Raw genomic sequence first — 15,133 nt, forward strand, 5'->3', positions numbered from 1 at the left:
ACCGGCTTGCTTGGTAGTGGCTAGCTTAAAATCATAGCGCTTTTGGCCTCAAGCGTGATGAGCATTTCTCCATGTTGATACTCATAATGTTGTGCGCTTAGCGCATTGCTAAATTCCCCACTGGTTAACCCCAATTGCCAGAGGGGCAAACATACGTCACGGGCATGACCAAGATTAATCGCAACCAGAACTCTTTGCTCCGCATAGCAGCGTGCAAAGACAAAACTGCTCTCATCTTGATACAGCAGTTGAAAATCCCCTATCTGCAAAGCGACATATTGTTTTCGTAGCGCAATCAGTTGTTGAAAGAAAGAAAAATAAGGTGATGTTGTCACTTGCTGCCAAGGCATACAACGACGGTTGTCGGGGTCATGACTGCCTCTTAATCCAACCTCCGTCCCATAATAAATACAAGGCGTACCCACATAGGTGAAAAGTAGAGTGCTGGCGATATGAAATAACGGTTGATCGCCATCGATCAGCTCGATAAATCGTGCGGTATCATGGCTATCTAATTGATTGAGCTGGGCTAATTGATTCGCCCACGGGATTTTGGCTCTGGCTTCTGCTAGCCAATCGAGAAACTGCGGTACTCGGATATCGATAGGGTGAAAAGCAATATCTAAATGGGTGAGCAAAGCCCGTAAAGGATGCGCAAAACCATAATAATTCATCGCGCCATCTTCTTGATCGCCTTGCAGCCATTGAGTCGCTTCAAAAAAATGTTCACCCAATACATAGCAATCCGGGTTGATCTGTTTTGCCGCATCACGAAAGGCTTGCACGTAATGAGCGTTATTTTTGGCACCTTCACCTTCACCGAGCATATGGATAACATCAAAGCGCCAGCCATCAATTTGATACGGGGGCTTAAGCCAATGTTTAATTACCGCTTGATCAGATTGATAAATAGCCGCTCTGACTTCAGGATGCTGAAAGTTTAACACCGGTAAGCTAGCGACACCTTTCCAGCCGATATATTCTTGAGTGTCGCCTTGGAAAAAATAGTAATCGCGATAAGCAGATTGGACTGATTGATAAGCACCTACTTCTTGATGCCAACCCTGTAAATTAAACCACGGATGCTCGGTAGATGTATGGTTAAAAACCGCGTCGAGCACAATTTTCATCCCTCGCTGATGAAGATTATCGCACAGCTGCGCAAAGTGGTGATTAGTGCCTAAATGTGGGTCGACATGGTAGTAATCCATGCAATCGTATTTATGATTACTAGGGGCATGAAAGATCGGGTTTAGGTACAGCGCAGTAACGCCAAGATCTTGTAAGTAATCAAGCTTTTCTTCTACCCCATATAGGTCGCCGCCATAAAATTCACAGCCGCCATTGCCTTGATGATTATCAACGGGCTCTCCCCATGCTTTGGCAATCACCGGTTTGCTGCCGCCACTGACACTGTATTCTCCGCTTTTCACGCTGATTTCCGGTTTGCCATTAGCAAAGCGATCCGGAAAAATCTGATAAAAAACCTGTCGACTAACCCAAGATGGTGGCTGATGTTGTGCATTGTACTTGAAGTGGTACTCACGGCTTGGGATTCGCGCAGAGACAGATTTCGCATCTAGCCACCACTGACCTTGCTCAGAGATTAACTTAAAAACATAGTGAGTCACTGCGCGATCTTGATTTAGCGGGATAGTTGCTTGCCAATAAGTGAGCCGTTCATGAGTGGTTATATTGACCATCTCGACTAAATGTTCTTCATTATCGGGTTCATGACGCACGAGAACTTGACGGCATGGGAATGAGCGTTCCATGGCTAGGGTTAAGGTTAATGAATCTTGGTGGCGAGTAACCCATGATTCAGTTTGGCCGTGAAAAAGAAACGGGGCGCGCATATTATACTCCTTCATCATCGTACAATTTCCCTGCTGTTTATCTCAGCAGGGAGAAGATCAGCAACTGGCTTACAAGACTAAGTGTTTAGAACCAATTTCAATAAAATGCGTGGAAAGTGGCTTGAAATTTATCTCGACATAACTGCGCTGCTCCGTTACCACCAGTGTGAGTGGTTGCTGATTGAGATGATCGATTAAGGCATATTTTCCCTCGCTCAATTGCCAATGTTTAATCAGCTCTTGGGGTAAATGCAGTGGTACGGTTTTACTTGCCGTGGTGCTAAAGTTAGCCGCTATAATTAATTTTTGCTCAGGACAAGAGCGAGCAAAGGCAAACAGCGTATGTTGTTGCTGTGCAAAATGTGGCCAATTCTCGGCGTATAAATCGTGATAATCGCCCATCAGCGCTGGACTGTTTTTAGCTAAGTTGAGTAGCTGGCAGTAAAATTGACGTAGCTGACGCTGCTTATCACTTAACTGACCACCATCAAATCGACCATGATTAAGCCATTTTTGATGCTCAGGTACGCCAATATAGTCAAAAATAGAGGTGCGTGACGGCTGACCAAATCCAGCCTGTTCCGCCCCTAGCTCTCCCACCTCTTGACCAAAATAAATCAAGGTCGGCGCACTGGATAAACAGGTAGAGATCAGCATCGCTGGTCGCCCTTGTTCAGCATCACCGGCAAAGTCAGCCGAGGCAATGCGTTGTTCATCGTGATTTTCTAAAAAATGCAACATATGATGTTCAATATCACGCATTTGATACTCAATGCTGCCAATGATGGCGGTTGAAGCTTTGCCCTGCATGATGGCTTTTAACCCATCGTACAAATCGACTTTATCGTACAAATAATCCATTTTTCCTAACTGAATATAATCACGGTAAAGGTCGGGCTGATAGACTTCAGCCATTAAAAATGCATTAGGGTTAACGTGCTTGATCGCTGAGTTCATAAAACTCCAAAACTCAATCGGTACCATCTCCGCCATGTCATAACGAAAACCATCCACGCCTTGCTCTAGCCAGTAGAGCGCAATATCACGAAACTTAAGCCACGAGTTTGGCACCGACTGCTGCTGCCAAAAAGTAAAATGCGCTTGATGAGAAAGCCAACGATAAGATTCGGGGAGTTCGGCGAAGTCTTTCTCTCCACTAGGGGTAACGCCGTAATTAATTTTTACCGTTTCATACCAATCGTCCGCATTGGGTTTGGCCTGCCGCGAGCCATTGCCGGTCCATTTGGCTGGAAATTCTTGATAAGGCTCAGCCAGGAGCGGATGATTTTCACCCCCTAATGGCAATAAGTGGTCGGGCAGATCGGGCATTTGAAACGCCTGATTGGGTAGGTAATAAAAATTATTGTCTCTTGCATACTCAAGTTGAGTATTATCACTTTGTCCGAAGTCTTCGACGCCGGGGGGATTGTTTAATCCTTGATAGTGTCGCGCCACATGGTTCGGGACAATATCAATAATAACTTTTAAGCCAGCCTGATGTGAGCGGTTAATTAAAGCCAAAAACTCTTGGTTACGTTGCGCAGGGTTATCGGCCAAATCGGGATTAACCGAGTAATAATCTTTCACCGCGTAAGGCGAACCCGCGCGTCCTTTCACTACGCTTGGGTGATCATCACTGATCCCAAACTGGCGGTAGTCGGCCACTAAAGCATGATGATGAACACCCGTATACCAAATATGCGTTGCTCCCAATTGAGCAATTTCTTGCAAGGCTTTAAGCGTAAAATCACTGAACTTACCCACTCCGTTTTGCGTTTTTGTGCCCCAAGGGATGTTGGCGGTTCGCGTATTACCAAATAGACGAGTAAAGACTTGATAAACGTTTATTTTTGAAGAGGAATATTCTGGATGCATCGTCTAAAACCTAACTGCTATCAATAAGAAACCGCTTAAGGGTAGACAATGGTTTGATAATGCAACTCATCCCTTACTCAGCAATTTAGGGCGTAGATCGAAGGGAGAGTGAAAAAGTGTGAGCGAGGTTAAGCTATACGAATGAACTGAATGGTTGTTGCTATGGCCTGCTGGTGATTATAGCAAGCCACAGAAATCGAGAATTAAACCCCAGCGCGTTTCAGTAGTCCGGCCATCAGTGGCGAGCTGGATTTCACTTGTTTAGATTTATTTTGTAGGCTTTTCACTAGCTGCGGCTGATTAATGCTTTTGGCAATATAAGCCATGGCCTGATAAAAACCGGCAGCAGAGTTGATTTTGGCTTTATCATTGAGGGGTGCCAGCAGCTGAACCATCGCCGTACCACTCATGCCATTATCGATAGCGTGTTGCTGAACGGCATCCAACAAATGATCCAAATCGGCTAACGCTTCGGTGCTTTCTATCCCTTGTTTTTGCATTTCTTTGCGGTTGCGCTTGCGAATTTGTTTGATCACAAAGGCAGGTTGATTAATCTTTTTAAAGCCAAAATAACCAGCGGCCACGACAAGAACTAGCCCACCGACCACATAACCCCAGATAGAGCCAGAAGAAGATTCAACCATAGGTTGAATGGCATCAATACTGGTTGCGATATCAGACATATATATTCCTTACTATAGAGAAAACTTAACCACTATACCCTTCTTACTTGAAGCTGCAGGGGTGTTGGCTACGTTCGTTCACCCCAATCACATAGTCTGTTTATGCTCATGGGGATGAACTCACTTGCCGCCTACCTGCAACTCCAAGTTGTTTGGGTAGAGGAGGGTAGTTAAGTGTGAAAAGACCATCATTGACTGACCTGCAAGGTGTTGCTTTGCGTTTTATCAACAATAGTGCAAAAGGCAGTCTTGGTTATATCATTTAATCGGCGCAATGTGATCGTTTCACGTTGAAAATTAAGCGGACAGTGACGACTCACGCACGATCAACTGGCCAAGATAGGTATGATGCAATAAGGTCACTGGCTGCTTATTAGCAAGCATCACCGCGCATTGTGTGGCAGCCTGAGTTAACTCGACGATCGGCAGCGCCACGGTTGATAAACTTGGAATGGCATACGCGGCAGCGGGTTCGTTATCAATACCAATCACGGCAATATCTTGTGGTACGCGCTGGCCGTGCTCATGTAAAGCGCGAATGGCGCCAATCGCCATATCATCATTACAGGCAAAAATCGCACTAAAGTTTACGCCACGAGTGAGTAGCTGCTGGGTAGCATGGTAGCCAGAGTTAAGGCTATTATCGCCTGCGACGATTAAATCAGGTTTAGGTTCAATATCAGATTGCGCGAGTTGCTGCTGATAAGCGGCTAAGCGGAGCTGCCCAGTTTCACTGTTGAGCGGTGAAGTAAGACAAGCAATCGCTCGATGGCCAAGGGTTAATAAGTGCTGCATAGCAAGGGTAGCTAATTGAGTTTGATCTAAGCCAAAGCTTGCTAATGTTGAAGTGGAAAAGCGTCGATTCAACACGACCAATGGAATGGCGTGTTCGTGTTGCCACTGGCTCAGCTCGGTTTCGCTTAAATGACGGCTATAGATCATAATCGTGTCACAGCGTTGATTCGCCAATATTTGCAGCGCTTCTCGCTCACCTTGGGCGCTATTTTTACCATTGACCACCAGCAATTTTTTGCCCGCTTGCTGAGCCCCTTGTTCGGCATGATGCAGCACACTACCAAAATAGCTGCTTTGAAAATGCGGCAAACTTAAACCAATCGCATGAGAGGTATTGGTGGCCAGCGCTTGCGCTAAGGTATTGGGTTGATAACCGAGTTGTTGCATGGTAGCAAGAACCGCTTGGCGGGTAGACTCTTTAACTTGGCCATTGCCGTTCAGCACTCGTGATACCGTCGCTTTAGACACTCCGGCGGCTTTACATACATCATTAATGGTGGCCATGACGGCAATTACTCCTCACTGATCCAGCCCTTTGTCACTTGAGCGTGCAAAGGGCTGGTGAGTGTATACCATTCCGACTTGAAGCTGTAGGGGTGTTGGCTACGTTCCTTCGCCCCAATCACATAGTCTATCTATGCTCATGGGGACTTACTCACTTGCCGCCTAGCGGCAACGGCAAGTGGTTTGGGTATCGATGCAATTAAATAATTTGTCCGTTACTGGCAATCACTTGCTGGTACCAGTAAAAACTTTTTTTCTTCGAGCGCGCCATGGTCCCAGTGCCATCATCGTGCTTATCGACATAGATGAAACCATAACGTTTTTTGTATTCACCGGTGGTAAACGACACGCAATCAATACAGCCCCAAGGGGTGTAACCCATCACCTCAACACCATCGTAGTTAATGGCGGTCGCTACCGCTTTGATGTGCTCGCTGAGATAGTTAATTCGATAATCATCATTAATTGAACCATCCGCTTGCACTTCATCAATCGCGCCAAGACCATTTTCGACAATAAAAATTGGCTTTTGGTAACGCTCATACAGTTCAGATAAGGCAACACGTAAACCGTCGGGATCGATTTGCCAGCCCCAATCCGACGCGGGTAGATATGGATTGAGACGGCTATTTTCAAACAAAGAGGTCGTTTGTCCTTGCTCTTTCTGGGTTGAGACAATATTGGTCATGTAGTAGCTGATCGCGAGGTAATCAGCGCAGCCTTCACGTAAAATTTGCTCATCCCCAGCGGCCATTTCGATTTGGATATTTTTACGTTGCCATTCTTTAATCAAATAACTTGGGTAGTAGCCACGTACTTGAACGTCACTAAATAGATACTTTTCGCGCATCAGCTCTTGTGCGAGCAACACGTCTTCTGGACGACAAGTGGCAGGGTAGAGCGGCATGATGTGGATCATGCTACCGATTTTAAAATCAGGGTTTATCTGATGGCCTAATTTGACCACTTGCGCACTGGCAACAAATTGATGGTGCAGCACTTGGTACATCATCTGTTCAGGATTTGGGTAATCGGTGTAGATCATCCCTGAGTTACAATATCCCCAAATCGGCAGTTTCCAGTTACGCTGATTGTTAATTTCATTAAAAGTGATCCAGTATTTGACTTTGTGCTGATAGCGCTCCATCACAGTCTGGCTAAATTTAACGAAAAAGTCGATCACTTGGCGATTCGCCCAACTGCCATAGTGTTTCACTAAGTGATTCGGCATTTCGAAATGCGAAAGGGTGATGACCGGTTCAATGCCGTATTTCAACAGCTCATCAAACAGATCATCATAAAATTGCAGCCCAGCTTCGTTAGGTGTGGCTTCATCGCCGTTCGGAAAAATCCGCGTCCAAGCAATCGATGTGCGAAAGCATTTAAAGCCCATCTCAGCAAATAGCGCGATATCTTCTTTATAATGCCCATAAAAATCAATCGCTTCATGGTTAGGATAAAACTGATCGGATTCTACGCTATCGGTGATCACTCGCGGTACTTCATGCGCCCCTTTAGTCAGCACATCAACCACACTCACGCCTTTACCGTCTTTGTTCCAGCCACCTTCTACTTGGTGAGCCGCCACTGCGCCGCCCCAGAGAAAATCTTTCGGAAAACTGTACTGTGTCATAGGTTACCCCTTAATCATTTACCAGAAATAGGCTTAATCTGTGACTAGTCTAGATCGTTTTTTACTCAATTGAAACCGGTTTCTGTAACCGGTTTCAATTTTTTTCTGTTCGGTGTGAATTTTACCCTGAAGCGCATAGAAATGATGCACAGGCCCATGGCCTTTACCTACCTGTAACTGGTCAGCATGTAAGATGGCTTGCGAGATATAATGCTTTGCTCGCGTTACGGCTTGCTCAAGGCTTAAGCCTTGCGCGAGGTAAGACGCGAGCGCCGCCGAAAGGGTACAACCTGTACCATGAGTATTGCTGGTGTGGATTCTTCGCCCTGAAAAACACGTCACCCGCGAGCCGCAGATCAGCCAATCGTGACTATTTGCTGATGCAGTAAAGTGGCCACCTTTAAGCAGCACCGCTTGGCTTGGCAAAGCTTGTAATGCGGTGATGATCTCATCAAGTTGCTGGTCGTGTTTTGGCATCGGACAGCCAGTTAATACCACGGCTTCGGGTAAGTTGGGGGTAATAACCGTGGCTAATGGTAATAACTGCTGTTTTAAGTCATTGACGGCTTGTTCGGCAAGTAACGCATCACCGCTGGTGGCGACCATTACCGGATCTAACACGATAATCTTTGGTTGATAGTGACGGAGTTTTTCAGCCACGATATGGATAATCTGGCTATCAGCCAGCATACCAATTTTTACCGCGGCCACGGTAAAGTCGCTAAAAATCGCATCCAGTTGACTGGCAATATGTTCAATGGCAATCGGTAAAATTGCCGTTACTCCAAGGGTATTTTGTGAGGTGATGGCGGTAATGGCGCTACAAGCATAGCTACCAGTGGCTGAAATGGCCTTGATATCGGCTTGGATCCCGGCGGCGCCGCCGCTATCTGAGCCAGCAATGGTTAATACGATTGGGATGGATGAAAGAGCAGATAAGGTGTTGGTCATGACAGGCTCCTATAGATGACGTATAGGAACTGACCAATGACGACCAAAATGGTCAATGTCACCTAAGAGCAATCGAGTGTGCGCACGTTGTCTTTGTAAGTAACATCGTTATTGGTGTTAATAGTTCCCTACGTCAGTGCTAACTGAATCAGGTTCAACGGGTCTCGCAATGCGATCTCAGCCTTAAGGCTCCCCGACTATAGTGGTGCATATCCTGCCGACTTAACGCGACAGGGTTATTGGATAGGTCCCCTTTTAGCGACAATTTTAAGCCACTTGGATAGACTGATTGATTTTATAACAATCATTAAGATAACAATCAATCCAATCAGTCCCTGTGGGATAAATAAAAATGCCCACTCAAAGAGTGGGCAAAGCGTAAGATTAACGGTTGATGGTTTGTCGCGTAATCGATGTTCAAAGCGACTTAATAATTTTTGCCGTTAAGGGGGATACCTTACGCGTTAGCACGAGCACCTAGTTTGGCTTTTTCACGCATACCGAGCAACAAGGTGAGGGCAAATGATGCGACGAACGCGATAACCATGCCGACCACATAGTAGCCAATTTTATCAGGACTGATGGAGATAATACCCGGTAAACCTGCTGCACCTAAAGCGTGTGCTTTTACGGTAAATAAAGTAATGAATGCACTGGCGATGGCTGCACCGCAGATTGCTGCGATAAACGGATAACGCAGTTTTAAGTTAACCCCAAACATTGCAGGTTCAGTAATGCCCAGTAACGCGGTTACACCAGAAGGCACAGCAATCCCTTTCATTTTGGTTTCTTTGCTGGTAAGTCCCACGGCTAAAGCAGCAGCGCCTTGCGCCACATTGGACATGGCAGCAATAGGGAAGATAAACGTACCGCCAGTGATAGCGATATCAGCAAGAAGCTGAGTTTCAATCGCAATAAAGCTATGGTGCATGCCTGTTATTACAAATGGTGCATAGACGAAGCCAAATAGTGCGCCACCGATAAAGCCCGCTGATTCATACATCCAGTTTAAGCCATCGCCTAATAGGAAGCCGACATCACGAGTTAAAGGACCAACTACCGTAAAGGTCAGAAACCCAGTGATGAAAATAGCCAGCATCGGCGTTAATAGGTTATCAAGCACAGAAGGGATGATTTTTCTTAACCCATTTTCGACTTTAGCCAGAATAAAGGTCGCGACTAAGACGGGTAATACCGAGCCTTGATAGCCGACTTTCTGGATCTCTAAGCCTAAAATATTCCAAGTAGGAATGTCGCCGGTTAATGAAGCGCTACCAAATCCCCAGCCATTGAGAAGATCAGGATGGACCATGAGCATGCCCAAAGCTGCGCCAAGGAAGGGATTACCACCAAATTTACGAGAGGCAGAAAAAGCCAGTAAAACCGGTAAATAAACAAAAGGGGCATTAGCGAAGGTATTGATCATACTCGCTAAATCAGCAAGACCCGGATTGGCGTCAATCAGTGATTGCCCTTCGATAAATAATCCTTGTGCCGTTAATAGGTTATAAAGACCCATTAATAAACCGCCCGCGACAATGGCTGGAATGATCGGCACGAAAATGTCCGATAAGCCTTTCACCGCACGCTGGACAATATTTTGCTTCTGCGCACCCGCAGAGGCGACATCATTGGTGGACATATCTGCGAGGCCAGTCAATTTCGCCATTTCAGCGTAAACTTGGTTAACAATCCCAGAGCCAAAAATGATTTGGTACTGGCCTGCGACTTTAAATTGACCTTTAACACCATCGAGATCTTCAATGGCTTTTTCATCAATCAGCGATTCATCACTGATCGCCAAACGTAGTCGAGTGGCACAGTGTGCGAGTGCTTGAATGTTGGCTTTGCCACCCAAGAGCTCAATAAGTTGTTTTGCTATGACTGGATAGTTCATAACTCACCCCGGTTGTTGTGAATGATTTATAGGATAGTTTTAATGATTACAGTTGTTTTTTTGGGAACGTTTGCAGATTTAATAATCATCAACAAATCGCTACAGGTCAAAAGGAAATCAGTAAATATGTGAATGGGATCGCCAAAACCCGCAGTGATAATTAACAAAACAAGGGTAGAATCACGCAATAAGAACGATAAGATGGTAGTGATTTTGCAATCAATCCCAATGTGATGATGGAATGAGAAAATAATGGCAAGTTTGCATGATGTAGCGCGTTTAGCTGGTGTATCAAAATCGACCGTATCACGAGTGATGAATGACGAGTATGGTGTTAAAGAATCGACCAAAATCAAGGTGTTAAAAGCGGTTGCTGATTGTGGTTATATGGTCAATCAGGTTGCAAAAGATCTCAAATCACAAAAGACCAATTTGATTGGCGTGATTGTGCCTCGGGTCTCTTCCCATGCCACCGCGCAAGGGGTTGATGGTTTAACGGCTATTTTTGAACAAGCAGGAAAGCATGTATTGCTCGCCAATACTCATCAAATTCATGCTAAGGAATTAGAATACATTCAAATCTTTAATCAAAAGCGGGTTGAGGGAATCATCTTCTATGCGACTCACCTTGATGAGCCTTTGATTAAAGCGATTCAACAATCTCATGTTCCCGTTGTATTAATTGGTCAGGATGGCTCGCTATACAATATCCCTAGCGTGGTGCATGATGATTTACGAGTCGGGTTTGAAGCAGGTAATCGCTTAGTCGCGGCCGGGTGCGAGCAGATCGGTTTTATCGGTGTGCAAAGTGATGATTTGGCGGTGGATGCCCTGCGTTCGCAAGGGTTAGCTCAGTCACTAGCGCTTCATCAGCGAGAGTTATTGTTTCATGCACGTGGTGATTTTTCGATTGAATCAGGTTATCGGTTAGCTAAGCAGCAACTGCAAGTTTTCCCTCAACTCGATGGACTATTTTGTGCGACTGATCGATTAGCGGTCGGGGCAATTAAAGCCCTGCATGAGAGCGGTAGAATTGCGGGTCAGCAGGTGAAAATACTCGGGGTCGGTAATGACGAGTTGGCTTATGTCAGTACTCCAAGCTTATCTACTTTCAATTATGCTTTTGATAAAGCAGGAGAAAATGCCGCAAAAATGTTGCTTGATCGTATTGCTGGGCAAGGTTTAGAGATGAGTAAAGTCGTGTTGACCTTTCAAAATATTGATCGTGAGACTTGCTCACCATTAGTCTCGTAGAGACTCGTCGACAATTTTGTGTTCTTTCTCACATTGCTCTCGTCGAGTTACTCATGAAAATCAGAAATACTTGCCTATCGGCGTAATGTCTTATACTTTTTGAGAACGTTCCCGATTTAATGGTAATTCTATGTCTCTTAATTTGTTGATTGAACTCGCTGGTGGGATAACCAATATTCTGCGTATTTTAGCACCAGAAGGGCGGGTAACCGTTGCGGTACGTGATTTACAGCAGGTTAAACCGCTGCCAACATCGATAGTCTCAGAGTCGGTATTAGGGGAGTGGCAGCTTTCTATGCCGATCAGTGATGAAATTTCTGAACACGATTTGGCAGAGGTTGGCATTCACATTGCCAAGCAGCAACGTCAACAAGCTAAAGCTTATTTACCGCCGACCGAAAGTGTATATCGTCCGCAATGGCATATTTCGCCGCCACAAGGTTTACTCAATGATCCTAATGGCTTTGTTTATCATCAAGGTGAATATTATCTGTTTTATCAGTGGCACCCGTTTGCTTGCCAGCATAAAGACAAATATTGGGTGTTACTCAAGAGCCAAGATCTCATCAACTGGCGTTGGCATTCGATCGCTTTAACGCCTTCAGATTGGTTTGACAGTCACGGTGTATTTTCAGGTCATGCGGTCAGTGATGGTGACGATCTGTGGCTGTTTTATACCGGAAATACTCGATTAGGACAGGATCGTCAGCGGCAGACCATGCAGTGTATTGCCAAAGCTAACTCCGAAGGTGGTTTCACTAAGCTAGGCCCGGTTATTCGCACTTTACCAGATGGTGTTACTGAGCATATTCGCGACCCTAAAGTAGTCTATAAACAAGGCCGCTGGCAGATGCTGCTCGGCGCGCAAACTCAGCAATTAGCGGGTTGTTTAGCCGTTTATCATTCGGATAACTTACATGATTGGCAATTTGATGGATTGTATGGTCAAGAATTAGCGCCTTATGGTTATATGTGGGAATGCCCAGATAGATTTGAACTGGATGGCCAAACCTTGGTTGTTTTTGGTCCACAAGGTATTCGCTCATCTAATCCTCATCACACCATTGAACACCACAATCGAATTTTTACCGTCGCCGACAATCAGCAAGGACAGCTACAATTCTTACAAGGTTGGGAGCTTGATAGTGGTTTTGATTTTTATGCGCCGCAAACGGCATTAACGCCAGATGGACGCCGCGTACTCTGTGGTTGGATGGGGCTACCGGACGAGGTCGATCACCCCAGTTGCGTTGATGGTTGGATCCATCAATTAACCGCGTTACGTGAGTTACGGTGGATAAATGGTCGCGTGATACAGAGCCCGATTCGTGAACTGACTCAGTTGCGTGGCGAAAAACGCTCACTACATTTGACCGAGCAGGGTATCGACATTGGCGGTAAAAGTTATGAATTACAGGTCACTTTACCTTGGGGGAGTGAGCTGCATTTGATGAAAAATCGTCACCAGCAAGTTGTGTTATCCCTTGATGATCAGAGCCACACTTTACGCTTAGATCGCAGTCAAACTGAGACCCGTCAAGGGGATACAATACGAGAGCTAAACCTCACGACAGAACAAGTTAAGCTACAAATTCTGGTTGATCATTCGTCGATTGAAATTTTTATCAACCAAGGAGAGCAAGTGATGAGTAGCCGCGTGTTTACCGCGCCGGATGCTACGCAAATCGCTTTGTTCGGCGCTGAGGTTGAAGCGGATTACTTCCCTCTTCAGGCAACATTAAAGCCGTTTGCTGCTTAAGGTTATCCTCCTCCTATTTGCAACTGTAGCGATGTTTGCTACGTTCGTTCATCCCAATAAAATAGCTTGTTTATGCTTATTGGGATGAATTCATTTGCCGCTTACCTGTGACTCCAAATCGTTTGGGTATAGTGGCTGTTGGTTCAACAAGACCAACAGCCATTCAATTAAGATTCGATAAATTCGAGTAATGCTTGTTGATTAGGCAGAGCCGTCATGGCTCCTTTTTGGGTAGTGGCTAATGCACCGCAGCCATGTGCCCATTGGATGGCTTGGGCAATATTCTCTTGCCAGTTATGGCTTGTCGCCAATTGGTACAACAAACCACCGACAAATGCATCGCCTGCGCCAGTGGTATCAATAGGTTTGACCACTTTACCTGTAACTAACTGCTGTTGTTTGCCTGTTACCACTAAAGCACCTTTTGCCCCTTGAGTGACCACCACTAAGGGTAAGGCGAGGGGAGCTAATGCGGTTAACCCTTGCTCAATAGTTTGTGTTTGAGTTAAAAAAGTCAGCTCTTCTTCAGAAAATTTCACCACGTCAGCCTGACTGACTGCCTGCATCACGATCTCGATAATCTGCTCCGGGTTTTGCCAGACTTCTTCTCGTAAATTAGGATCAAAACTAACATAACCGCCGGCTTGTTTGATTCGTTCTATAGCTGCAAAAGTGCTGCTGCGACTTGGCTCGTTAGCAAGAGCAATAGAGCAAGCGTGTAACCAGTCACCTTGTTTAAAGTTTGGGATATCGGTTGGCTGTAGGAACTGATCGGCACTGGGTTTGACCATAAAAGTGAAGCTACGCTCACCAGAGCTATCGAGATCAACCACCACGGTTGAGGTGCGTTGCTGCTCATCGAGAATAAGATGTTGGCAATCGACTTGTTCCGTGGTTAAGATTTGTTGGATAAATCGACCAAAGGGATCGTTCCCGACTCGACCCAAAAAAGCGCTTTGCCCACCTAATCTTGCAATAGCAACGGCAACATTAGCAGGAGCCCCTCCGGGACATTTTAAGTAATGCTTGTCTCCTTCGGGAATTAAATCGACGACGGCATCACCCGTTACCCAAATTTTGTTCATTGTCATTTCTCCAGATAATGGTTTGTTCCAGTTTAGCTGATGGACTAGGGAGTAAAAAGCGCCAAGTGATGAGTAGAATATTTTGCTTCTCAAAATGTGACCGTTTATCAATAAACGAGGTAAATTTAAGATTTTTAGTTTAATTTCCGGTATCGTTCCCAGTTTGATTTAAATTACGCTTGGACAGATTGACGAAAATAAAATCTCAGCGCAAACTGCGCTGGTTTTTCTACTTGTTGCGGAGCGTTTAGCATGTTTTCCTTACCGCCAATGTTGGTCACTATTGGTCTATTATTGATCAGTAATGTTTTTATGACCTTCGCTTGGTATGCCCACCTAAAAGATTTAGCTCATAAACCTTGGATCATTGCTGCATTGATCAGTTGGGGAATCGCCCTATTTGAATATATGTTTCAAGTACCCGCCAATCGTATTGGTTATACGGTAATGAACTTAGGCCAACTGAAAATATTGCAAGAAGTTATTACGTTAACTGTGTTTGTACCTTTTGCGCTGATTTATATGAAAGAACCTTTTCGACTTGATTTTATCTGGGCCGGACTGTGTTTACTTGGCGCGGTGTTTTTTATTTTCCGTCCACAAATACTTGAAATTCTGACGCGTTCTCTTGGATAGCTGATGTTTAGGCGAATATCGGACGAAGAGTCATTAAAACTAATCGGTTAGGCGTGTAGTTATTCTTTTTGTGAATGCGATATGCTGGGGCAATATGATCAGCTTAATGCAAGGTAGTGACCCTCTTCACAGAACGCAGGGCTTTAACAGGGGATTATTACAATAAGTTAGACGTTCTACTGTTTAAATGTTAATTTTTTGCTAA

General features: G+C 45.2%; 11 protein-coding genes and 1 riboswitch. Of the genes, 3 read left to right on the forward strand and 8 right to left on the reverse strand.

Going from position 1 to position 15,133, the window contains the following annotated elements; genetic code table 11:
* Nucleotides 1-20: 20 nt before the first annotated feature.
* From malZ to FKN88_RS00510, 7 genes are all read right to left on the reverse strand, one after another.
* Complete coding sequence (gene malZ, locus FKN88_RS00480; RefSeq protein WP_154168470.1) at nucleotides 21-1,856, reverse strand: maltodextrin glucosidase; 1,836 nt, start codon at nucleotides 1,854-1,856, stop codon at nucleotides 21-23.
* Between the two features lie 69 nt (nucleotides 1,857-1,925).
* A complete protein-coding gene (locus tag FKN88_RS00485) occupies nucleotides 1,926-3,731 on the reverse strand; it encodes an alpha-amylase family protein (RefSeq protein WP_306687055.1) in 1,806 nt (601 codons plus the stop codon).
* A gap of 203 nt (nucleotides 3,732-3,934) precedes the next feature.
* Complete coding sequence (locus tag FKN88_RS00490; protein ID WP_004395503.1) at nucleotides 3,935-4,414, reverse strand: hypothetical protein; 480 nt, start codon at nucleotides 4,412-4,414, stop codon at nucleotides 3,935-3,937.
* Between the two features lie 297 nt (nucleotides 4,415-4,711).
* Nucleotides 4,712-5,713, reverse strand: coding sequence for a LacI family DNA-binding transcriptional regulator (locus tag FKN88_RS00495; RefSeq protein ID WP_154168469.1), 1,002 nt, complete (start codon nucleotides 5,711-5,713; stop codon nucleotides 4,712-4,714).
* 199 nt (nucleotides 5,714-5,912) lie between these two features.
* Nucleotides 5,913-7,346: a 6-phospho-beta-glucosidase gene (locus FKN88_RS00500; protein ID WP_187985622.1), complete on the reverse strand. Its 1,434-nt coding sequence runs from the start codon at nucleotides 7,344-7,346 to the stop codon at nucleotides 5,913-5,915.
* Nucleotides 7,347-7,379: 33 nt separating this feature from the next.
* Complete coding sequence (gene thiD, locus FKN88_RS00505; protein ID WP_154168467.1) at nucleotides 7,380-8,297, reverse strand: bifunctional hydroxymethylpyrimidine kinase/phosphomethylpyrimidine kinase; 918 nt, start codon at nucleotides 8,295-8,297, stop codon at nucleotides 7,380-7,382.
* Between the two features lie 108 nt (nucleotides 8,298-8,405).
* A riboswitch (TPP riboswitch) is annotated at nucleotides 8,406-8,503 on the reverse strand.
* A 251-nt stretch (nucleotides 8,504-8,754) separates the two neighbouring features.
* Complete coding sequence (locus FKN88_RS00510; protein ID WP_306687056.1) at nucleotides 8,755-10,194, reverse strand: sucrose-specific PTS transporter subunit IIBC; 1,440 nt, start codon at nucleotides 10,192-10,194, stop codon at nucleotides 8,755-8,757.
* Nucleotides 10,195-10,446: 252 nt separating this feature from the next.
* Between FKN88_RS00510 and FKN88_RS00515 the strand changes: the two genes are divergently transcribed.
* On the forward strand, nucleotides 10,447-11,448 hold the full coding sequence (locus FKN88_RS00515) for a LacI family DNA-binding transcriptional regulator (RefSeq protein ID WP_004395499.1): 1,002 nt from the start codon (nucleotides 10,447-10,449) through the stop codon (nucleotides 11,446-11,448).
* Between the two features lie 130 nt (nucleotides 11,449-11,578).
* Complete coding sequence (locus tag FKN88_RS00520) at nucleotides 11,579-13,207, forward strand: glycoside hydrolase family 32 protein (protein ID WP_154168465.1); 1,629 nt, start codon at nucleotides 11,579-11,581, stop codon at nucleotides 13,205-13,207.
* A gap of 167 nt (nucleotides 13,208-13,374) precedes the next feature.
* Here the strand turns inward: FKN88_RS00520 and FKN88_RS00525 are convergent, their stop codons facing one another.
* A complete protein-coding gene (locus FKN88_RS00525; RefSeq protein WP_154168464.1) occupies nucleotides 13,375-14,292 on the reverse strand; it encodes an aminoimidazole riboside kinase in 918 nt (305 codons plus the stop codon).
* Nucleotides 14,293-14,544: 252 nt separating this feature from the next.
* On the opposite strand from FKN88_RS00525, the gene FKN88_RS00530 reads away from it, so the two are divergent.
* Entirely contained in the window at nucleotides 14,545-14,928 is a 384-nt protein-coding gene (locus FKN88_RS00530) for a DMT family protein (RefSeq protein WP_154168463.1), read from the forward strand.
* The last annotated feature ends 205 nt before the right edge of the window (nucleotides 14,929-15,133 follow it).

The organism is Vibrio sp. 2017_1457_13 (genome assembly GCF_030851525.1).
Lineage (GTDB): Bacteria > Pseudomonadota > Gammaproteobacteria > Enterobacterales > Vibrionaceae > Vibrio > Vibrio metschnikovii.